Origin of the sequence: Pseudomonas sp. R5-89-07 (assembly GCF_003851685.1) — a bacterium.
In the GTDB taxonomy this organism is placed as follows: domain Bacteria; phylum Pseudomonadota; class Gammaproteobacteria; order Pseudomonadales; family Pseudomonadaceae; genus Aquipseudomonas.
Genome location: NZ_CP027727.1, coordinates 92,552 through 112,934 on the forward strand (window position 1 = coordinate 92,552; position 20,383 = coordinate 112,934).

The 20,383-nt window shown below is 60.7% G+C and carries 20 protein-coding genes; 5 read left to right on the forward strand and 15 right to left on the reverse strand.

The genetic code is table 11. The features are described from left to right. Window positions 1–5: 5 nt before the first annotated feature. Window positions 6–1,352, reverse strand: coding sequence for a sigma-54-dependent response regulator transcription factor AlgB (algB, locus tag C4J94_RS00440; protein WP_124384508.1), 1,347 nt, complete (start codon window positions 1,350–1,352; stop codon window positions 6–8). Window positions 1,353–1,753: 401 nt separating this feature from the next. On the opposite strand from algB, the gene C4J94_RS00445 reads away from it, so the two are divergent. The 5 genes from C4J94_RS00445 (at window position 1,754) to C4J94_RS00465 (ending at window position 6,126) form a co-directional block, all read left to right on the forward strand. Continuing rightward, window positions 1,754–2,038 carry a hypothetical protein gene (locus tag C4J94_RS00445; protein WP_124384509.1) on the forward strand — a complete coding sequence of 95 codons (285 nt, stop codon included), beginning with the start codon at window positions 1,754–1,756 and terminating at the stop codon, window positions 2,036–2,038. A 78-nt stretch (window positions 2,039–2,116) separates the two neighbouring features. Continuing rightward, window positions 2,117–2,281, forward strand: a complete 165-nt coding sequence (locus C4J94_RS00450) for a DUF1328 domain-containing protein (protein WP_003170804.1) — start codon at window positions 2,117–2,119, stop codon at window positions 2,279–2,281. Between the two features lie 2 nt (window positions 2,282–2,283). Further along, window positions 2,284–2,751: an inhibitor of vertebrate lysozyme family protein gene (locus tag C4J94_RS00455; protein WP_124384510.1), complete on the forward strand. Its 468-nt coding sequence runs from the start codon at window positions 2,284–2,286 to the stop codon at window positions 2,749–2,751. Window positions 2,752–3,466: 715 nt separating this feature from the next. Continuing rightward, the gene (gene gltP, locus C4J94_RS00460) at window positions 3,467–4,798 is read left to right on the forward strand and encodes a glutamate/aspartate:proton symporter GltP (RefSeq protein WP_124384511.1); all 1,332 of its coding nucleotides are present in this window, start codon (window positions 3,467–3,469) and stop codon (window positions 4,796–4,798) included. A gap of 98 nt (window positions 4,799–4,896) precedes the next feature. Continuing rightward, the gene (locus C4J94_RS00465) at window positions 4,897–6,126 is read left to right on the forward strand and encodes a nucleoside recognition domain-containing protein (RefSeq protein ID WP_005783476.1); all 1,230 of its coding nucleotides are present in this window, start codon (window positions 4,897–4,899) and stop codon (window positions 6,124–6,126) included. A gap of 40 nt (window positions 6,127–6,166) precedes the next feature. Here C4J94_RS00465 and C4J94_RS00470 read toward each other — a convergent pair whose 3' ends face one another. From C4J94_RS00470 to C4J94_RS00535, 14 genes are all read right to left on the reverse strand, one after another. Then, a complete protein-coding gene (locus C4J94_RS00470) occupies window positions 6,167–6,778 on the reverse strand; it encodes an ABC-type transport auxiliary lipoprotein family protein (protein ID WP_124384512.1) in 612 nt (203 codons plus the stop codon). Then, window positions 6,775–7,713, reverse strand: coding sequence for an MlaD family protein (locus tag C4J94_RS00475; RefSeq protein WP_124384513.1), 939 nt, complete (start codon window positions 7,711–7,713; stop codon window positions 6,775–6,777). Before C4J94_RS00475 ends, C4J94_RS00470 begins: the two co-directional genes overlap by 4 nt. A 1-nt stretch (window position 7,714) precedes the next feature. Continuing rightward, entirely contained in the window at window positions 7,715–8,518 is an 804-nt protein-coding gene (locus C4J94_RS00480; protein WP_124384514.1) for an ABC transporter ATP-binding protein, read from the reverse strand. Then, a complete protein-coding gene (locus C4J94_RS00485; protein ID WP_124384515.1) occupies window positions 8,515–9,663 on the reverse strand; it encodes an ABC transporter permease in 1,149 nt (382 codons plus the stop codon). The genes C4J94_RS00480 and C4J94_RS00485 overlap by 4 nt, the downstream gene beginning before the upstream one ends. Window positions 9,664–9,717: 54 nt before the next feature. Then, complete coding sequence (locus tag C4J94_RS00490) at window positions 9,718–10,749, reverse strand: DUF5924 family protein (RefSeq protein ID WP_124384516.1); 1,032 nt, start codon at window positions 10,747–10,749, stop codon at window positions 9,718–9,720. Between the two features lie 70 nt (window positions 10,750–10,819). Further along, on the reverse strand, window positions 10,820–12,202 hold the full coding sequence (locus C4J94_RS00495; RefSeq protein WP_124384517.1) for a pitrilysin family protein: 1,383 nt from the start codon (window positions 12,200–12,202) through the stop codon (window positions 10,820–10,822). Between the two features lie 58 nt (window positions 12,203–12,260). Then, window positions 12,261–13,919 carry a Na/Pi cotransporter family protein gene (locus tag C4J94_RS00500; RefSeq protein WP_124384518.1) on the reverse strand — a complete coding sequence of 553 codons (1,659 nt, stop codon included), beginning with the start codon at window positions 13,917–13,919 and terminating at the stop codon, window positions 12,261–12,263. Between the two features lie 249 nt (window positions 13,920–14,168). After that, window positions 14,169–14,936, reverse strand: coding sequence for a TerC family protein (locus tag C4J94_RS00505; RefSeq protein WP_124384519.1), 768 nt, complete (start codon window positions 14,934–14,936; stop codon window positions 14,169–14,171). Between the two features lie 68 nt (window positions 14,937–15,004). Further along, entirely contained in the window at window positions 15,005–16,312 is a 1,308-nt protein-coding gene (locus tag C4J94_RS00510; RefSeq protein WP_124384520.1) for a CitMHS family transporter, read from the reverse strand. A gap of 367 nt (window positions 16,313–16,679) precedes the next feature. After that, a complete protein-coding gene (locus tag C4J94_RS00515) occupies window positions 16,680–18,641 on the reverse strand; it encodes a DUF4105 domain-containing protein (protein WP_124384521.1) in 1,962 nt (653 codons plus the stop codon). Continuing rightward, window positions 18,638–18,958 (reverse strand): DUF2388 domain-containing protein, encoded by a 321-nt coding sequence (locus C4J94_RS00520; protein ID WP_057701772.1) that lies wholly within the window; start codon window positions 18,956–18,958, stop codon window positions 18,638–18,640. Before C4J94_RS00520 ends, C4J94_RS00515 begins: the two co-directional genes overlap by 4 nt. 38 nt (window positions 18,959–18,996) lie before the next feature. Then, window positions 18,997–19,305 (reverse strand): DUF2388 domain-containing protein, encoded by a 309-nt coding sequence (locus C4J94_RS00525; protein WP_124384522.1) that lies wholly within the window; start codon window positions 19,303–19,305, stop codon window positions 18,997–18,999. 92 nt (window positions 19,306–19,397) lie between these two features. Beyond that, entirely contained in the window at window positions 19,398–19,718 is a 321-nt protein-coding gene (locus C4J94_RS00530) for a DUF2388 domain-containing protein (protein ID WP_124384523.1), read from the reverse strand. Window positions 19,719–20,050: 332 nt separating this feature from the next. Next, window positions 20,051–20,266 (reverse strand): DUF1127 domain-containing protein, encoded by a 216-nt coding sequence (locus tag C4J94_RS00535; protein WP_003187413.1) that lies wholly within the window; start codon window positions 20,264–20,266, stop codon window positions 20,051–20,053. Window positions 20,267–20,383: the final 117 nt, after the last annotated feature.

Here is a 20,383-nt window from a genome sequence, read left to right on the forward strand (position 1 = left end):
ACAGCTCATAGGTTGTACTGTTTACGTTTGCGATACAGGGTCGACGCGTCGATGCCAAGGGTGCGAGCGGCCTGGTCCAGCGTATCGCTGGTGGCAAGTACCGCGCCGATGTGCGCTTTTTCCAGTTCGTCCAGGCTCAGTGCCGCACCGATGCGCGGTGCATTGTTGGTCGGTTGTTCGGCCATGCCGAGGTGGCTGATTTCGACCTTTTCCTGCGGGCAGATGATGCTGGCGCGTTCGACCACGTTACGCAGCTCACGGATATTGCCGGGCCAACGATAGTTGAGCAGCGCTTCGCGCGCCTGATCGCTGAAACCGCGCGCCGGGCGGGCGTACTCCTTGACGAAGCGCGCGAGGAACCGGTCGGCCAGGGTCAGGATGTCTTCACTGCGTTCGCGTAGCGGCGGCAGGTGCAGGGTGATGACATTGAGGCGATACAGCAGGTCTTCACGGAAGCGGCCGTCGCGCACCATGTCTTCAAGGTTCAGGTTGGTAGCGGCGAGGATGCGTACATCAGCGCGGCGGGTAACCGGGTCGCCCACGCGCTCATATTCCTTGTCCTGAATGAATCGCAGCAACTTTGGCTGCAGCGTGAGCGGAAAATCACCGATCTCGTCGAGAAACAACGTGCCGCCGTCCGCCTGGTTAACCCGGCCCAACGTGCTTTCGCTGGCACCGGTAAAGGCGCCGCGGCTGTGGCCGAACAATTCGCTCTCCATCAGTTCTGCGGTCAACGATGGGCAGTTGATGGTCACGCAGGATTTCTTCGAGCGTTTGCTCCAGCCGTGAATAGCCCGCGCCAACTCGCCCTTGCCGGTGCCCGACTCGCCGAGGATCAGAATATTGGCATCGGTGCCGGCGACCTGCCGTGCGGTTTCCAGCACCACCATCATGGCCGGGCTGTGGGAGTCGAGACCGTCCTTGGGCTGGCGCACCGCACCTTCCAACGCTTCCAGTCGTGCCGACAACTGGCGCACTTCCAGTTGCTTGGCGGTGGCCAGGCGCAACTGATCCGGGCTGCAGGGTTTGACCAGATAATCGGCAGCGCCGGCCTGGATCGCGTCCACGGCGGTGTCCACGGCGGAGTGGGCTGTAACGATCACGACGCGCATCCATGGCGCTTGAATGCGCATCTGGGCCAATACATCCAGCCCGTTATCTTCCCCCAGGCGCAAGTCAAGGAAGCACAAGTCGAACACTTGGCGTTGCATCAAGGCGTCGGCTTGGGCCGCGCTGTTGGCAGTGGCAACGGTGTAGCCTTCATCTTCCAGGCAATACCGGAAGGTGCGGAGGATCGCGGACTCGTCATCCACTAAAAGAATGCGGCCTTGAAGTTCCTTGGCTGATTCCATCTGTCCCGCGCTCCTTAACTATGAATGTTGGTGTTTAGTCCCAGAATAATCGGGCAAGTTGCATGGTTCATTCTGATTGATAAAAGGCAACGTCGCGCAGCTATCTGCACATCTTCCTACACGCCCCAGTAAAAGCGCCGTACTAGTGGCGTTTTCATATCTTCTGGCCGCTTCGGCAAAGGTACTGCCGCTTTCGATCCCTCTGCCCGACCAATGACCATCGTGCATTTCGCACGGCCCAAGGCAGGTCATCGTGCAGGATGCTGTGTCGTGAGGGTGAGGATCATTTGTAAGCGAATGATTTTAAAGGGTTTTATTTTGTAATAAACCTGGCATGCGCTCTGCAATAGGTACTGCATAGAGCGTCATGAACGAATAATCAGAATGCGGGAGAAAGCAGTATGACTCGCCAAAGCTTCAGCCAATTGCGTCTATCGCCGCTGCACCTGCAGCAAGGCCTGTTTGCCAGTCTCGCGTTGATGGTCACCCTGATCGCCGGCCAACAGATGCAGCATTGGCAGCAGAGTCAGCAACAAACCCCGCAGTTCGAACGTCCGGCCATGACTCAGACCCATTTCCGTTCCGTCGCCAGCACGGCTGCCGATGTAACCACCCCGCAACTGAGAGTGGCAGACCAGGAATCCACCCTGAGCGAACTGCCGGTTCAAGAGCGCTGGGTGTTCTAGGCAACAAAACGTCGCTCATGCCGAGCGGCTGTACGGCATCACCGCTGTTACCCCTATGAAAGCTTAAGGAGAATCACCATGTTGAGTTGGGCAATCACATTTCTGATCATCGCCATTGTGGCTGCAGTCTTGGGCTTCGGTGGTATCGCGGGTACTGCCACGGGTATCGCCAAGATCCTGTTCGTGGTTTTCCTGGTGATGTTCATCGCTTCGTTCTTCTTTGGTCGTCGCGGCCGAGGCTGAATATGACCACTCTGTCCCTCAAAGCCATTGCCGCCGCCGTGCTCCTGGGCGGCAGCGGTCTGGTGATGGCCGCCAATGACGGCCAGTCCCGCGCCAACGAATTGCTCAGTACGGATGCGCAGTACCGTGAAACCTGGCAAGGCGTGGTGAAGAAAGAAGAACGCCTGCCGGAATGGGTGATGAACCTGTCGGGTACGGCTGAGCAGATGAACGCTGTTGAAGAGGATGGCGACAAGTATCTGGTAGGGCCGCTGTGCGAGACGGCAGACACTTGCCTGAACAAGCGCCTGATCGTTGCTTTCAGCCTCGACAAGGAAGATGCCTACGCGATGTTGGTGGAAGTCCCGGCCGGTCTGCCAGCGGACAAGTCCCCGACGCGCCACGCCGATTACCGTTTTCTCGGTAAGCCGGACGAAGGCATGAAGAAGCTGCTGATGGAGCAGCTCAAGAAAGATCCGAATTGGTACTAGGTTCCGTCTCACGGAGCCGGCGTCCATAGAAAGAAGCCCGTTCGCTTCTTTCTGTTTGCATCGCTCGCCAAGCGCGATGCATGACCAGGGGGCCGGGTTGCTCTGATCGATCAGGATCGGCGCGACCTACGGGTACAGGGAGTGCCTGCGCAAGGGCCGGGTCAGGTGAAAAGCTGCGACGCAAGTTCACAAGTCCTCAAGCTTGCTGAACTTGCGGCGGGCTTATGACTCTCATGGCCCGGGCGTCATGCCGCCCATAGCCTGAATTTTTCGTTTTGCCTGCCGCTAACCATTACTTGGTGTGTCGGCGCGACCATCCATCGAGAAAATTTTCCTTACGCTACAGGCTGTTTCCGACGCCAGACCGCGGATTTTACAGGCATTTCTGCCAAACATATGAAGTCATCAAGTCGCTCTGAGCAGGCCTGAATTGGCAGCTTCACGGCAGGTTCACCCCCTTGAATGGCACATTCGAACTGACCGTTCAGACAATTATTTTCAAAAAAAGCCATGCCGATTCGGCATAGGGTAGGCGTTTACGGCATTAGACGTCGCTCCCTCGCATGGGAATAGTTGCGCCTTTTTTCGCCTACCAGTAAGCCATTTCGGCCAAGCTGCGGTGACCTTTCATGGAGGCAGATGCACACACTTTTTCGCTTTCGAGCGGTCCAGCTGGCGCATTTGCCTTGAGTTCACTTGAAGTAAGGGTAATGACATGAAGAAGGCAAAGCTAAGCCTCGCCTGGCAGATCCTCATCGGTTTGGTGCTGGGGATCGCGATCGGTGCAGTGCTCAACCATTTCAGTGCTGAAAAGGCCTGGTGGATCAGCAACGTGCTGCAGCCGGCAGGCGATATCTTTATTCGCCTGATCAAGATGATCGTCATCCCAATCGTGATTTCCTCGCTGATCGTTGGCATTGCCGGTGTTGGCGACGCGAAAAAGCTGGGTCGCATCGGCGTCAAAACCATCCTCTACTTCGAAGTCGTCACCACCATCGCCATTGTGGTCGGCCTGTTGCTGGCCAACCTGTTCCATCCAGGCGCGGGCATCGACATGAGCACCCTGGGTACGGTCGACATCTCCAAATACCAGGCGACCGCCGCCGAAGTGCAGCATGAGCATGCGTTCATCGAGACCATCCTCAATCTGATCCCGTCGAACATCTTCGCTGCCGTCGCTCGGGGCGAGATGCTGCCGATCATCTTCTTCTCCGTACTGTTCGGCCTGGGCTTGTCCAGCCTCAAGCCGGAGCTGCGCGAGCCCTTGGTGACCATGTTCCAAGGCGTGTCCGAGAGCATGTTCAAAGTCACCCACATGATCATGAAGTACGCCCCTATCGGTGTATTTGCCCTGATCGCGGTGACCGTCGCCAACTTCGGCTTCGCCTCGCTGCTGCCGTTGGCCAAGCTGGTGATCCTGGTTTACGTCGCGATCCTGTTCTTCGCGTTTGCAGTGCTGGGCTTGATCGCCCGCCTGTTTGGTTTCTCGATCCTCAAACTGATGCGCATCTTCAAGGATGAGCTGGTGCTGGCCTACTCCACCGCCAGCTCCGAAACCGTGCTGCCGCGCGTGATCGAGAAGATGGAAGCCTACGGCGCACCGAAGGCGATCTGCAGCTTCGTGGTGCCGACGGGTTACTCGTTCAACCTCGACGGTTCGACCCTGTACCAGAGCATTGCGGCGATCTTCATTGCCCAGCTGTACGGCATCGACCTGTCGATCGGCCAGCAGCTGATGCTGGTCCTGACCCTGATGGTGACCTCCAAAGGCATCGCCGGCGTGCCGGGTGTGTCGTTCGTCGTGCTGCTGGCCACCCTGGGCAGCGTCGGCATCCCATTGGAAGGCCTGGCATTCATCGCGGGTGTCGACCGTGTGATGGACATGGCGCGTACCGCACTGAACGTAATCGGCAACGCCTTGGCCGTGCTGGTCATCTCCCGCTGGGAAGGCATGTACGACGACGCCAAGGGCGAGCGCTACTGGAATTCCCTGCCGCACTGGCGCAGCAAAGAGGCGCTGCCGGCCGGCGAGACCACTCGCGGCTGATCACTCGATTGCGCTGACACAAACCCCGGATGATTCCGGGGTTTGTCGTTTCTGCCAGCCCCGTTATCATTCGCCCCATCTTTCGGGGGATTTAACTGATGCTCAATGGCCTGTGGCTTGGCTTCTTTGTCGTGGCAATGGTGTCAGCACTGGCGCAATGGCTGGTGGGCGGTAACGCGGGGATTTTTGCGGCGATGGTGGAAAGTATTTTCGCCATGGCCAAATTGTCGGTGGAAGTCATGGTGCTGCTGTTCGGCACCTTGACCCTGTGGCTGGGCTTTTTGCGTATCGCCGAAAAGGCCGGGATCGTCGACTGGCTGGCCAAGGCCCTGGGCCCGCTGTTTCGCCGCCTGATGCCGGAAGTGCCCGCCGGCCACCCGGCCATCGGTTTGATCACCCTCAACTTTGCCGCCAACGGCCTGGGTCTGGACAACGCCGCCACGCCCATCGGCCTGAAAGCCATGAAGGCGTTGCAGGAGCTCAACCCGATTCCTAACACCGCCAGCAACGCACAGATCCTGTTCCTGGTGCTCAATGCTTCGTCGCTGACGCTGTTGCCCGTGACCATCTTCATGTACCGCGCCCAGCAAGGCGCCGCCGACCCGACGCTGGTGTTCCTGCCGATCCTGCTGGCCACCAGCGCGTCGACCCTGGTGGGCCTGCTGTCAGTGGCGGTCATGCAGCGCCTGCGCTTGTGGGACCCAGTGGTGCTGGCCTACCTGATTCCCGGTGCGTTGGTGCTGGGTGGCTTCATGGCATTGCTGGCGACCCTGTCCGCCACGGCGCTGGCCGGGCTGTCTTCGATCTTGGGCAATCTCACGCTGTTTGGCTTGATCATGCTGTTCCTGGTGATCGGCGCGTTGCGCAAGGTCAAGGTGTATGAGGCCTTTGTCGAAGGCGCCAAGGAAGGCTTTGACGTTGCCAAGAACCTGTTGCCCTATCTGGTGGCGATGCTCTGTGCGGTGGGCGTGTTGCGTGCCTCCGGCGCGCTGGACTTCGGCCTGGAAGGGATTCGCCATGTGGTGGCCTGGACCGGCATGGACACGCGTTTTGTCGACGCGCTGCCGACCGCGATGGTCAAGCCGTTCTCCGGCAGTGCAGCGCGGGCAATGCTGATCGAGACCATGCAGACCCAGGGTGTGGACAGTTTCCCGGCGTTGGTGGCGGCGACGATCCAGGGCAGTACCGAGACCACCTTCTATGTGTTGGCGGTGTACTTTGGTTCGGTGGGCATCCAGCGCGCAAGGCATGCCGTTGGCTGTGCGTTACTGGCGGAATTCGCCGGTGTGGTGGCGGCCATTGCGGTGTGCTACTGGTTCTTTGGTTGAAGCTGGGATCGCTATCGGGGGCTTGCCCCCGATGAGGCCATCAGTGTTTAGCAGCAGCATTGCCTTGTGCCACCACCCAATCCACCACCTGCCTGTTCAACGCATCCCCGGCCTGCCCAAACCCAGCCACCACGCCTGGCACCTGGGTATCGCTCACCGGCTGGCGTACTTCAAACCGGCGGCTGGCGATGATGCGCTGATCGCTGCCGCGCACCAGCCGAGCATCCAGGCGAATCACCACCTCCACTGCCGTGCCGTGGTACTCGCTCTGAAACGCCTGCAACTGCCCGCCCAGCTCATAGTCCGCCTGCAGATTGGTCTCGTCGGTACTCAGCAACGTCACCCGGCCATCACGCTGGAAACCATCCAGCAGACGGTTACGCAACAGCACCGGCGCCGGATCGCTCCAGCGCGAGTTCGCATAGCTGCTGATCAAGTCGCCATTGGGCACCACCGCGATGCGTGGGCTGTCGAGAAACTCGCTGGTCTGTGGCTTGGTCACGCGCAGCGACCAGCTCACCGGCGCGCCTTGGCTGACGGGCTGGGCCGACCCCAGGCGGTACACGTCGGACGGGTCCGGCTTGGGCAGGATCGAGCAGGCGCTCAGCAGTGCCAAGGCCACGGGGGCGATCATTCGGTAAGCACGCTTCATGGCGTGAACTCCTTGTTCTTGTCACTGCCCAGCAGGTAACCGCTGGGGTTGGCTTCCAGGCGGCGTGAGATGGCGCGCAGCGAACCGAGGGTTTCGCGCAGTTCGCGCACGGCCGGCGCCAGCTCGTTGAGGCCCTGCATGCCGCTGTTCACGGAGTCCTGGTTGTTGGTCAGCAAGGTGTTGATGGTCGCGGTGCTTTGCTCCAGGGATTTCATCGCCTGTTCCGCACTGCCAAATGCCTGCTTTCCCTGATCGTTGAGCAAACCATTGGCGTTGCGCATCAGCACGGTGGTCTGCTCCAACGCCCCGCCGGCCTGTTTGCTCACCTGCATCAATTGCTGCATCACCACTTTGATTTCGCTGCGCTGTTCCGCGATGGCGCCGGTAGTCTGCTGCAAGTTTTCCAGGGTGGTGCTCAAGCGTTCGACGTTTTCCCGGGAGAACAGCTGGTTGGCGTTATGCAGCAGCAGGTTGATGCTGGTCATCAGGTCATTGCTGTTGTTGAGCAGGCGCGCGATGGGCGATGGCGATGCGATGATTTCCGGCAGGTTGCCATCCTTGCCCTTGAGTTCCGGGCTTTGCGGGGTGCCGCCGCTGAGCTGGATGATCGAGGTGCCGGTGATGCCGGTCAGTGCCAGCTTGGCCTGGGTGTCTTCCTTGATCGGTGTTTGCCCGGCCAGGCGGATGCGCGCCAGCACGCGGCGTGGGTCCTTGGGGTCCAGGCGCAGGCTGGTGACATCGCCCACCTTGATCCCGCTGTATTGCACCGAACTGCCCTGGGACAGGCCGCTGACCGCTTCGTTGAACACCACCTCGTAATCGCGAAAGGCGCTGTCGACGCTGGATTTGGCCAGCCACAGGCCGAACAGCATCGCGCCGACCACCACAATTACGCTGAACAATCCGATCATCACATGATGGGCTCGGGTTTCCATGTCATACCTCGTTGAGCGATTGAGCGGCATCCAATGCCGCGCGGCCTCGGGGGCCGTGGAAATATTCGTGAATCCAGGCGTCGTCGGTTTCCGAGACGACATCAATGGCATCGGCCACCAGCACTTTCTTTTGCGCCAGCACCGCCACGCGGTCGGTGATGGTGTACAGCGTGTCGAGGTCGTGGGTGACCAGAAACACGCTCAAGCCCAGCGCGTCGCGCAGGGTCAGGATCAGTTGGTCGAATTGCGCCGCGCCAATCGGGTCGAGGCCGGCGGTGGGTTCGTCGAGAAACAGGATGTCCGGGTCCAGGGCCAGCGCGCGGGCCAGGGCGGCGCGCTTGATCATGCCGCCGGACAGCGACGCCGGGTACTTGTCGGCCGCCGACAGCGGCAGCCCGGCCAGGGCCAGTTTGACTGCCGCCAAATGCTCGGCATCGGCGCGGCTGAGCCCGGCGTGCTCGATCAACGGCAACGCGACGTTCTCGGTGACGGTCAGCGAGGAAAACAGCGCGCCCTTCTGGAACAGTACGCCGAAGCGGCGTTCCACCAGCGAACGTTCATGCTCGGCCAAACTCGGCAGGTTCTTGCCGAACACCCGCACTTCCCCCTCGCTGGGGCGGCGCAGGCCGACGATGCTGCGCAGCAACACCGATTTGCCGCTGCCGGAGCCCCCGACCACCGCGAGGATTTCGCCCTTGTACAAATCCAGGTCGAGGTTTTCGTGCACGCTCTGGCTGCCAAAGCGGTTGCACAGGCCGCGCACCTCGATCACCGCCTCAGTGGGCGCTCGATGTAGACGACTCACCAGCCCATCTCCATGAAAAACATGGCCGCGACCGCGTCCAGCACGATCACCACGAAAATCGATTGCACCACGCTGGAGGTGGTGTGTGCGCCGACTGACTCGGCACTGCCGCTGACCTTGAACCCTTCCAGGCAGCCAATCGCGGCGATCAGAAACGCGAAGATCGGCGCTTTCACCATGCCCACCAGGAAATGCTGCACGCCAATGTCCGATTGCAGCAGCGACAGGAACATCGCCGGCGAAATATCCAGGGCCACCGCACACACCACGCCGCCGCCAATAATCCCCGAGAGCATCGCCAGGAACGTCAGCATCGGCAGGGCCACCAGCAGCGCCAAGACCCGCGGCAGCACCAGCAGCTCCATCGGGTCCAGGCCCAGCGTGCGGATCGCGTCGATTTCCTCATTGGCCTTCATCGAGCCGATTTGTGCGGTAAACGCACTGGCCGTGCGACCGGCGATCAGGATGGCGGTAAGCAACACGCCAAATTCGCGCAGGAATGAGAACGCCACCAGGTCCACGGTGAATATCGTCGCGCCGAAGCTCTTGAGCACCGTGGCGCCAAGGAAGGCCACCACGGCGCCCACCAGAAAGGTCAGCAGCGCAACGATAGGCGCGGCGTCGAGGCCGGTCTGTTCGATATGCGCAACCATTGGCGTGAGGCGCCAGCGCTTGGGCCGAAAGATGCCGCGCGCGAAGGTTTCAAGGATCAGGCCGATGAAGCCCAGCAGCTTCATCCCGTCTTGCCAGACGGTGTCCACGGCACGGCCGATGCGCGCCAACAGTTGGATGCCCGCGCCTTCTTCCGCTTCTTTGAGCGGTACGCAAAAATCATTGAGCGAGCGGTAGACCGTCTTGAGCAATGCCCGGTCGGCGGCGGACAGGCTGCAATCGGTCTGCTCGGCGGAGTGTTCTATACGTTCGGGCCCCAGTAGCTCCACCAGCAGTGAAGCGCCGGCGGTATCCAAAGCGCCAAGGCCGTTGAGGTCGATGCGCGCACCGGCGTCGTACTGGCCGTCGAGGGTATTCGACAGCTTCTTCAGGTTGGCGTAGTGGGCAAGCGTCCAGTCACCGGTGATCCGGAGCAACGGCGGTGTGCTGGACGTATCGAGTTGGGCTGCGCCGGCTGTCGTGCGAGTGGTCATAAGCTCCGAGCTTGTTTGGCTATCCACAATTGCTACGTAATAGCACGATCGGGCTTACTTGGGGTTGTCCGTTTGTGCTGAGTCGGTGACGTTAAAGCGCAGCACGCCGATAACTTGCCCGTCTTCGGTCAGCACCCGCACCTGCCAGCGCCCTACCGAATCCGGCGGGAAGTTCTGCTTGTGGGTCCAGGCGCGGTAACCTTCCTTGCGGCCGCCATGGATATCCAGGGCAATGCGGTCGACTTCCTGGCCGTTGAATTTCCACACATGGTAAATCCGCTCATCCAGGCCGCGCGGGGCGTTGATGGCGGTGTAGGCGTACAGCCCGCCGCTGCGCAGTTGGGCGGCGCTGACCTGCTTGAGGTCGTCGCCCGGCGTGCGGTCTTGTAGCTGGGTGCTGATGGCCACTTCGGTCATCCACAGGGTGGCAGGTGGCACCCAGCTGCGCAGCAGCCAGCCGGCGCAGCCAATCGCGGCGGTGACCCCCAGCAGCATCGCCCAGCCTTTGACGCTGCGCAGCGGGAGGCTGACGGCCAGGCTCGGAATCGACAGGGCCATGGCGACGCCCAGGGCCAGCTTGTAACTCTCGGCGGTGGTCAGGTGCAGGATGATCGGCAGTGCGGTCAGCAATGCGGCGAATAACGTCAGCGTGTGCAGGGCGAGGAACAGTGACCGCTTGGGCGCCAGCCATTTGTAGTACAGCGGGTCGATGATCGAGACCAGCGCCGCCGCACCGAGCAGGCCGGTGAACACCGATTGGCCGCTGTTCCAGGCCGTGGTGACGAAAAAGAACGGCAGCACGAAAAACAGGCTTTCCTGGTGAATCATCTGCGTGGCATAGCGCAGTAGCGGTTCCGGTATTTCGCGATTGAAGAGCTTGGTAAACAGCTGCGTGAAGCTGTTTTCCAGCATCAGCCACAACCAGCTCACCAGCATGATCACGGCGATCCAGCTGGCCATGCCCTGCTGGCGATCCACCAGGATGAAACTGCCCACGCCCGATATGAAACCGCCGAGTGCGATCACCCCTGGGTAGCGCTTGATCAGTTCTATAACGCGCAGGATAAGGGGCGGCAAGTTCGGCATGGGCGGTTCACACTGGCTGTGGGAAAAATCCTAGACAGGATAGCGTCTTAGGTCGCTGTTCGGTGCCTCATTACGCGTTGCGTTTGCGATAAAACCGCAGGGCCACCAATACAAAGACGATCAGCCCCAGCACACCCGCACCCAACCCGCTCAGCGCGTTATAGCTCAACAGCGGTTTTTCGATGCGCCAGTAGCCCGGCTGCGCCAGCACCTGGCGCATGGCTTGATTGGTCTGCGCCAGGCTCCCGGCCTTGATGCGTTTGGCCGGGTCGCCGAAGCGGCCATCGGCATATTCGCCGGCAGCGCTCCAGTAATAGTCGGCCAACGCGCTGTTGCCCTGTACCGCCCAGGCCTGACGTGCGATGGCGGCTTGCTGCAGCCGAGCGAATACCGCCGGGTCGAGGCCATCCTTGAGCAACTGTGCCTTGAGATCTTTGAGTACGTGTTCGGCTTGCTCGAGGTTGTCCCGCTCGAGGTCAGCGTTCAAGCTCAGGAACCCGACGCCGCCAAGCACTTCGCGCTCGCTCCACGGGCCGTAGGACAAGCCGTGCTTGAGGCGCAGTTGGCGGTATAACGCCCAGTCGAGGTAATCCTTGAGCAGGTCGTAGGTTTCGTCATGCTGGTCGTCCAGCACGGGCTCCGGGAGCAGCCAATGCAGCTTGGCATTGTTGCCGACCCAACCGTGGATCAGGTCGCGATGGCTATCCGCGGCATTCTGGATTTGCGGCAATGGCCGGTGTTCGCTCGGCTCTACCGGGTCGAGTTGGCCATAGGTGCGCTCCAGGTAGGCCGGCAGCAGTTTGTCCAGATCGCCGACGACGATCAGGGTCATATTGTTCGGCGCGTACCAATTTTTGCGCAGCGCCTCCAACTGCTCGCGGGTCAGGTGGTTGACCTCGGCGCGTTCGGCGCACTTGAGGCCCAATTCGACAGCTAGCTGGTTACTGGCATTGTGGCCGAGGTCCTGGCGGTCCAGCAGGCGTTGCAAGTGTGAGTAATGGCCGCCGTCCTCGCGCTCGACCACCTGCTTGGCGGCGTTGATATTGGCATCGGTCAGTTGCGTGCGGGTGATGATTGCCAGCAACAGGTCCAACACCTTGCGCTGGTTTTGCGCAGGCGCCTCGATCACGAATGTGGTGTCGGCGTTGCTGGTGTAGGCGTTCCATTCGCCGCCCAACGCTTGCATACGGTCTTCGAGCTCGCCTTCGCCACCGCCGTCTATTCCGCTGAACAGCAGGTGCTCGAACAAGTGCGGCAGTTCCTTCTGGTCGCAGCCGAAATCGTCCAGGCCCACGCCAACCACCAGCCGGATGGCCACGTGCCCGCGCTCTGTGCCCGGTTTGAGCAGCAGTTGCAGGCCGTTGGGTAAGGTGTAGCCTTCGACTTGCAGGCGGTCAAAGGCAAAGGTGTGTGCCGAGCCCATCAGCAGGCAGGCGAGTATCAGGCGACGCATAACAAGCTTCCTGGCGAACGAGGTCCATTGCTAACTGACTTCGCTGGCTGGCTTACGTTCAGGGCGAATGGGTGATGTCGGCGATATCTTCAGCAGACAGTGCGCCGGTGTCGGACGTTTCCAACACCACATAGGCGCTGCTGCAAAACAGCGAGTTCAAGCGCTTCATGTCGGCGATCAGCTCCAGGTGCAGGGAGCTGGTTTCCAGGCTCTGCACGATTTTACGCTGCAAGCGGCTGACGTGGGCGTGGGCCAGGCGACGTTCCTGAGCGCGAAAGCGGCGTTTCTCGCGCAGTAACTGGCGGGCGCTTTCCGGATCGCCGCTGAGAAATACCGACAGGCCCAGGCGCAAGTTGGAGATCAACTGGCTGTGCAGGTCGCTGAGTTCTTCCAGGCCGACTTCGGAAAATTGCCGACGTTGCGAGGTCTTCTGCTGCTGGACTTTGCGTAGCATGCGCTCGATCAAGTCGCCCGCCAGCTTCAGGTTGATCGACAGCTCAATGATCTCTGCCCAGCGTCGATTGTCCTGTTCGCTCAGGTCTTCGCGGGGCATTTGCGCCAGGTAAAGTTTGATCGCGCTATAGAGCGCCTCGACGTCATCGCTGAGGCTGCGCATTTCCTGGGTGATGGCGGTTTGTTTGCCACGCAGCACTTCCTGCATCGAGGTGAGCATGTTGTCGATCAGATCGCCGAGCCGCAGGGTTTCACGGGCGGCGTTGGCCAGCGCCAGGCTTGGCGTATCCAGCGCGGCCAGGTCCAGATGGCGCGGCTTGGCTTTGCCATTGGTCTCCGGGTGCTCCGGCAGCAGCCATTCGCACAGCCGCGCCATCGGGCCAATGGTGGGTAGCAGGATCAGGCAACGGCTGACGTTGTAGAGCAGGTGAAAGCTGATGACCATGCCTTGAGTGCTGTAGTCCAGGCCGTCCATCCAGCGTACGAGTGGGTCGAGTACCGGAATGATCAACAGCAGGCCGATCAATTTGTACAACAGGCTGCCCAAGGCGACCTGCCGCCCGGCCGTGTTCTGCATGCTGGTGCTGAGAAAGGCCAGGATGCCGCTGCCGATGTTGGCGCCGATTACCAGGCCGATGGCCACGTGCAAACCGATCACGCCGGCACCGGCCAGGGTGGCCGTCAGCAGCACGGCGGCGAGGCTGGAGTAGGAAATCATCGCGAACAGCGCGCCGACCAGGGCGTCGAGCAAAATGTCGCCGGTCAGCGAAGCGAAGATGACTTTGACGCCTTGGGCATGGGTAATCGGCCCGGCGGCTTCGACGATCAGTTGCAGTGCCAGGATGATCAGCCCGAGGCCGATCCCGACCCGGCCGAGCTGCCCCGCCCGCGTCTGTTTGCGCGACAGGAAAAAAATCACCCCGAGGAAGATCAGCAGCGGCGACAGCCAGGACAAGTCAAGGGTCAGCACCCTCGCCATCAACGCGGTGCCGACGTCAGCGCCGAGCATGGTGGCCAAGGCAGGGGTAAGGCTCATCAGCCCTTGGCCGACAAAGGAGGTCACCAGCATCGCCGTGGCGTTGCTGCTCTGCACCATGGCTGTCACCAGGATACCGGCGACAAATGCCAGCCAGCGCTTGGACATGTTCTGCCCGATGACTTGGCGCAAGTTGGAACCGTAGACCCGCAGGATGCCGGTACGGACGATGTGCGTGCCCCAGATAAGCAGGGTCACGGCGGAAAGCAGATTGAGCAAGGTCAGCATGCTCGGCCCCCCGTGTGGGTGCGCTCCAAAGGAGCGAAGGAAAGTTGCCGCGTGCCGCTCTACGTCTTGTACTTAAGCTGTAGTTGGCGAATGGGCTGCGCGCCAGCATCGCATAGCTAAACTCGGGATTGAAACAAAACTGTCATCTTTAGGGGCGAGCTTGCTCGCGAAGAACCCAAGGACAACGCGTTAAACCAGGCAGTGCGCGTTATCGTTGACGTTCTTCGCGAGCAAGCTCGCTCCTACAGTTTATTGACCCGGAACGTCCTTGCGCAGTTTCACCGGATCCTGCTGTTTCTTCTTTTTCGCGATGGCGGTGCGCATCTTGATGTTCACCGCTTCCACCGCCAGCGAGAACGCCATGGCGAAGTAGACGTAGCCTTTTGGCACGTGCACGTCGAAGGCTTCGGCGATCAGCACGGTACCTACCACCAGCAGGAACGACAGCGCCAGCATCTTCAGCGACGGGTGCTTGTCGATGAACTCGCTGATCTTGCCAGCGGCCAGCATCATCACCAGTACGGCGACCACGATGGCGGCGACCATCACCGGCACGTGGGAAACCATGCCGACAGCGGTGATCACCGAGTCCAGGGAGAACACGATGTCGATGATCGCAATCTGGATGATGGTGTAGATGAACTTGCCGCCGGCGCCTTTGGGCTCGTCCTGGCTTTCTTCTTCACCTTCCAGGGCGTGGTACATCTCCTGGGAGCTTTTCCACAGCAGGAACAGGCCACCGAAGAACAGGATCAGATCGCGCCCGGAGATGCCCTGGCCGAAGACCACGAACAGGTCGGCGGTCAGTTGCATGACCCAGGTGATCGACAGCAGCAACAGGATACGCGTGACCATCGCCAGGGCGAGGCCGAAGATCCGAGTGCGCGCCTGCATATGCTTGGGCATGCGGCTGACCAGGATCGAAATCATGATGATGTTATCGATGCCCAGGACGATCTCGAGGGCCGTCAGGGTGAAGAAGGCAATCCAGATTTCCGGATTGGTCAGCCATTCCATGTGTATTCCTTTGTGCAAATGTTAGACCGCGCAAGCTGTAGCGCCGCGCGGTGAGTGAGTCGGTACGATTATAGAGTGCTGAACAGCGGAAAAATCCCCATCAGCAACGCGGCGAACATTATGCACAGGCATACCAGCACTGCCCACTTGAGGGTGAAGCGCTGGTGATCGCCAAACTCGATACCCGCCAGGGCAACCAGCAAGTAGGTCGAGGGTACCAGTGGGCTAAGCAGATGCACCGGCTGGCCGACGATCGACGCGCGCGCCATTTCCACCGCGGTGATGCCGTAGTGGCTGGCCGCTTCGGCCAACACCGGCAGTACGCCATAGTAGAACGCATCGTTGGACATGAAGAAGGTAAATGGCATGCTCACCAGCGCCGTGATCACCGCCAGGTACGGGCCCAGGGCTTGCGGGATGACCGCCAGCAGGCTCTTGGACATGGCGTCGACCATGCCAGTGCCCGACAGAATGCCGGTGAAGATACCGGCGGCGAAGATCAGCCCGACGACCGCCAGCACGCTGCCGGCGTGGGCCGCGACGCGGTCTTTCTGTTGTTGCAGGCACGGGTAGTTGACGATCATCGCGATACTGAACGCCACCATGAACAGCACCGGCAGCGGCAACAGGCCGGCGATCAGCGTGCACATCAGGGCCAGCGTGAGCGCGCCGTTGAACCAGATCAGCTTGGGACGGCGGGCGTCGGGGAATTGCGACACGCTGATGTCGCTGTGGTCGATCTCGTCGCCCTGCAGGTGCAGTTCACCCAGGCGTGCACGCTCGCGCTTGCCGTACATATAGGCAATCGCCAGGATCGCCACCACGCCGGCAGCCATCGCCGGGATCATGGGTACGAAAATGTCCGATGGGTCGACATGCAGCGCACTCGCGGCGCGGGCGGTCGGGCCACCCCACGGCGTCATGTTCATCACGCCACCGGCAAGAATGATCAAGCCGGCCATGATCCGCGGGCTCATGCCGATGCGCTGGTACAGCGGCAGCATGGCGGCGACGCAGATCATGTAGGTGGTGGCGCCGTCACCGTCCAGAGATACCACCAAGGCCAGCACGGCGGTGCCGACCGAGACTTTCAGCGGGTCGCCCTTGACCATCTTGAGGATCTTGCGCACGGCCGGGTCGAACAGGCCGGAATCGATCATCAAGGCAAAGTAGAGGATGGCGAACATCAGCATCACGCCGGTCGGCGCGAGCTTGGTGATGCCTTCGAGCATCATCGGGCCGATCTTAGGCGCGAAGCCGCCGAACAGCGCGAACAGGATAGGCACAATGATCAAGGCGATCAGCGCAGACAGGCGCTTGGTCATGATCAGGAACATGAACGTGATGACCATGGCAAAGCCAAGGAAAGTCAACATAGGAATACTCCAGGCGTAGCGCGGCTAGGGAATGGCGAACCGGGTGGGTTCAGCGCAGAACGAAAGGCACGAGGCGTACGGGTGGAGTTGGGGCAAACAGGCGGGTACGGGCGGACATCGGGGATCACCATTGTTGTTGTTAACAGTCGGTCTATTGCCGACAGTGGGGGTGATCCTAGACGGGTAAGCTTTCAGCCAGCTTTCGCTGAGCAAACAGGTGACACTCGGTCATTAGGCTGATGCCGATACACATGTGGGAGGGGGCTTGCTCCCGATGGCATTGGGTCAGCTGATATATGTGCTGGCTGACCCACCGCTATCGGGGGCAAGCCCCCTCCCACACTTTGTTATGCGTATCACCGAATTTTCAGGGCAGTTCGAGGCCGCCGGCCGCTTTGTGCAGCGCCCGCAGGTGTTCACCCATTTGCTTGAGGTTGCCTTCGCAAGCGGCAATCTCGGCCGCGCGGGAAGGATCGAGCAGCGCCCTCACCTCTTTATCCAGGTCGCCGGTCAGCGATTGCAGTTGCTTCTGGCGCTCGGCACTTTCCGATTCCAACCGCTTGGCCTCTGACGGTTGCGGCAAGCCGTAGCCGCCACTGTCGAGCAGCTCGGCCGGGCGGCTGAGGAAGCCGCTGTTGGCGAGGATTTGCTGCAAGGTGTTGTTGGCCTTCTCCATGCCGCCGTTTTTCAGCTCCCGGGCATTGAGGTAACGCTGTTTGACTTCGTCCTGGGCGAGCATCAACTGTTTGCGGTAGCTGGCTTGCTCCAGCAACAGCAACGCGGCGCTGGTACGCAAATCGGCCTGGCCGAACCATTGGCGGCGTTCCTGTGCGTTCAGCGACAGCCAGTCTTCGACCTGGGTCTGCTTGATCGGCAGCCGCTTGCGCAGTACATCGAACATCGCCTGGTAGCGCTCGCGGAACGAGTCGAAGTGATAACCCAGGCGCAGCGCCTCGCGCTTGTCATCGAGTACGCTGGTGTCGGCCAGCCCACGTGCGCTGAGCACTTCCAGCAAGCCGTTGGGGGTAATGTTGTCCAGGCCGGTCAGTTGCGGGTTGGCGCTGCCACTGCGCAACAGCTTCAAGCTTTCTACCGCGCAGTTGTTGGAAATAAAGAAGTAGTTGCCGTCGTAGCTCCAGTGCATCTCAGCGGCATGTTCGACGGTGTCGTTGATTTCCTGGCGGTTGAGCTTCAGAGGCACTGACGCCAGGCCACGCAGTTCGGTCTTGGTGTATTCGTCGATGACTTGGGCCAGCGGCAATACGAACAGCCGTGACGGGTATTTGCCCACCAGGCCGTCCCAGCTCGACAGCTGTACGTCGCCGACGAAGGCGCGGTAGGACAAGACCAGGTGCTGATCCAGGTCCAGCCGGCAGTCCGGCCCGCGAGGGCGGCCGGGGGCACAGATCACCAGACGCAGCATGCTATGGCCCCAGCGACTCACCAGATTCTGATTGGCTTCGGCGAGCAGATAGTCGATTTCGTATACGCGTTCCGGGTCGATCTGGCCCAGCGGTGTCTTGGCAAAATCATTGCCGGCGTTCAAGAAAGCGTAGGTATTGCCACATGTATCCTGCCCAGGCGGCGCCCAGCCGAAGTGTTCCTTGTAATAGCGCGCCAGCGCGGGACGGCGGCAGGCGTAGCTGGGGTCGAGGAGGAAGTACTCCATGTTGACCGCGACGAATTCCAGCGGGCTGGTGGTTTCGTAGATGTCCGGGCTGCGAACCACCTGGTTGTTGTGCTGTTCACGTTCGCCGCGACGGCCGACGTATTGCGGCCAGCCGGCGAGGTCCAGCAGGCGTGGATCGTCACTGAGCGTGAAGCGACGGTCATTCTGGCCGCGACACTGATCGGGCAAGCCAATCAAACCGGTGATGTTGTTCTGGCGGCTGCAGCGCTGGATCAGCGCCCGCTCGTCCTTGGACCACAGGCGCGCACGGTCATAGATGTGGGTCAGTTCATGCAGCACGGTGGCGAGCATTTCGCGGCGCACGGTGCCGTGGGGGCGATTGGTTTTCTGCGTGGCGGCGCTGCCGTCGGTCAGGCTGACGAGCAGGTTTCGGTTGAGGTCCAGTTCGGACACCAGGGAGGCCTGGCCATAAGCGTTTTCAGGCATCTTGTCGGTCCAGCCGACGTCAATGCGGCGGTCCAGTTGCTCGATGAAGCGCGGCGGCAAGGCGCTCATCGCTTCATCGAGCAATGCCTGGCTGGCCTGCTGTTCGGCCGGGCTCAAGCCATCGGTGTTGAGCCTCAGTTGCAGGCTGGCCTGGGCGGCATCGGCGCACAGTAGCACCGCTCCGGCCAGGAGCCAGGCGTTGATGCGCCTCACAGAGCGAGAATAGCTTCGGCGAGCGTCTGGTCACTGGCATCACGGGCTTCTGGGACGCGGGTGCGCAAAGTGTCGAAGGCCGCTTCGAGCTGCGCACCACGGATCTCGCCGTTGGTGGCGACGAAGCTGGCGGCATCATCGTGGGCTTCACGCACGATCTTGGAGTCGCGGATGGAGGTGGTGGTGTCCGAGGTGAAATCAATGGTGCGCGCCGAAGCACGCACGATGATGTTACTGGTGGCCTTCAGGGTTTGCGCCTGTGCCACATCAGCCAAAAACAGCAGGCCGAGGGCGGCGACGATCAACGGGCTACGCATGGGGTGACTCCAATACAAAGAGGGACATACAAAGATGATTATTGGACGAGAATTGCCTGCGCCAGTTCAAGGTCGCTTGCATGAAGTTTTGGCTGGGTGTGGCGCAGGTAATCCAGCGCGGACTCCAAGCGTGCGCCCCGCCATTGGCCGTCAGTGGCAATGAAAGCGGCAGCATCATCCTTGGCGAGCCGTACCATCTTGTTGTCGAACGGCGCAGAGGTCACCTTGCTGGTGGCGTACACGCTGACAACGGTGCTCTGAACTGAAACATCAAAGGCCCAAGCCAATGGTGCCGAGCAGGCGCAGAACATCACAGGAACGATCAACAGACGGTTTGAAAAAGCCATGGGACTCGACAACTGAAAACGAGCGCCAAGGCTAGCGCAATGGCCGGGCGAGAGCCAGTGCAGTGACTGGCTCTCCCTGCTTGCGCCTGGTGTTAGATCGCCAGGATGGCCTGGGCCAATTGAGCGTCGGTGGCGGTGTTCAATTGCGGCGCTTGTTGACGGATCTGTGCCAGGGCGCTTTCCAGCTTCACGCCGCGGATGGCGCCTTCGCTGGCTACAAAGCTGGCCGCGTCGTCACGGGCAGCTTGCACCACTTTGTTGTCGCGCAAGGACGACGTGGCATCGGAAGTGGCATCGGAAGTGGCTTTCAGTGCGCCAACGATCGAGTCGGTGGTCACGATCAGGCTGCTCGCGTTGGCGTTGGCAGCAACGGCCAACAGGGCGGCAGTGCACAGCAGGCGAAGACGGGACATGGGGTAACTCCTGTAGATGGGCAATAAGGTGGCACAGAACGGCCACAGTGAAACGGACGTTGGGCAACTGGGCATCTGACGCCCGATCTACAAGGTTCGCCACGTGGTGACGGGATATTAGGCCACTGCTTGTCCATTCGGAAGCCTGGCGTACAACTGTAATGGTCAAATTCAATAATACTTAAACTGTACCAGTCCAATAGCGCGACGTTCTTGTAGTTGCGGTTCTCCAGAAACAGCAAAGCCCGCCTCCGGTTACTCGGGGCGGGCTTTGCTTTGACAAAACAGAGTGCTGGCAGTGGACCCGACGGGTCAGGGCCAGCGAGCGCCAATCAGCGCCAGAACGGCTTGCTCAGCTCTTCGTAGCGTTGAGCTTCGCTGATACCGGCGTCAGCCAGCAGACGCGAATCCAGGCGAGCCAATTGGTGGCGGCTGGAGATGCGGCGCTGCCACAACATCAGGTTGGCAAGAACGCGCAGAGGCAGGGAAGCCTGGGTGTTGACAGCTTTTTCTTCGAAGAACAGTTCGGAACTGAGTGTACGTTCCATGATGACATCCTTCCGCTTGTGGCGGGATTAGGTAGTGGTTTAACTGATGCCAATGATCCTCCTCCCACGCAAGACTCTCTAGATACAGTTCACCTGTATTGTGAGGGGCCAGTTAAC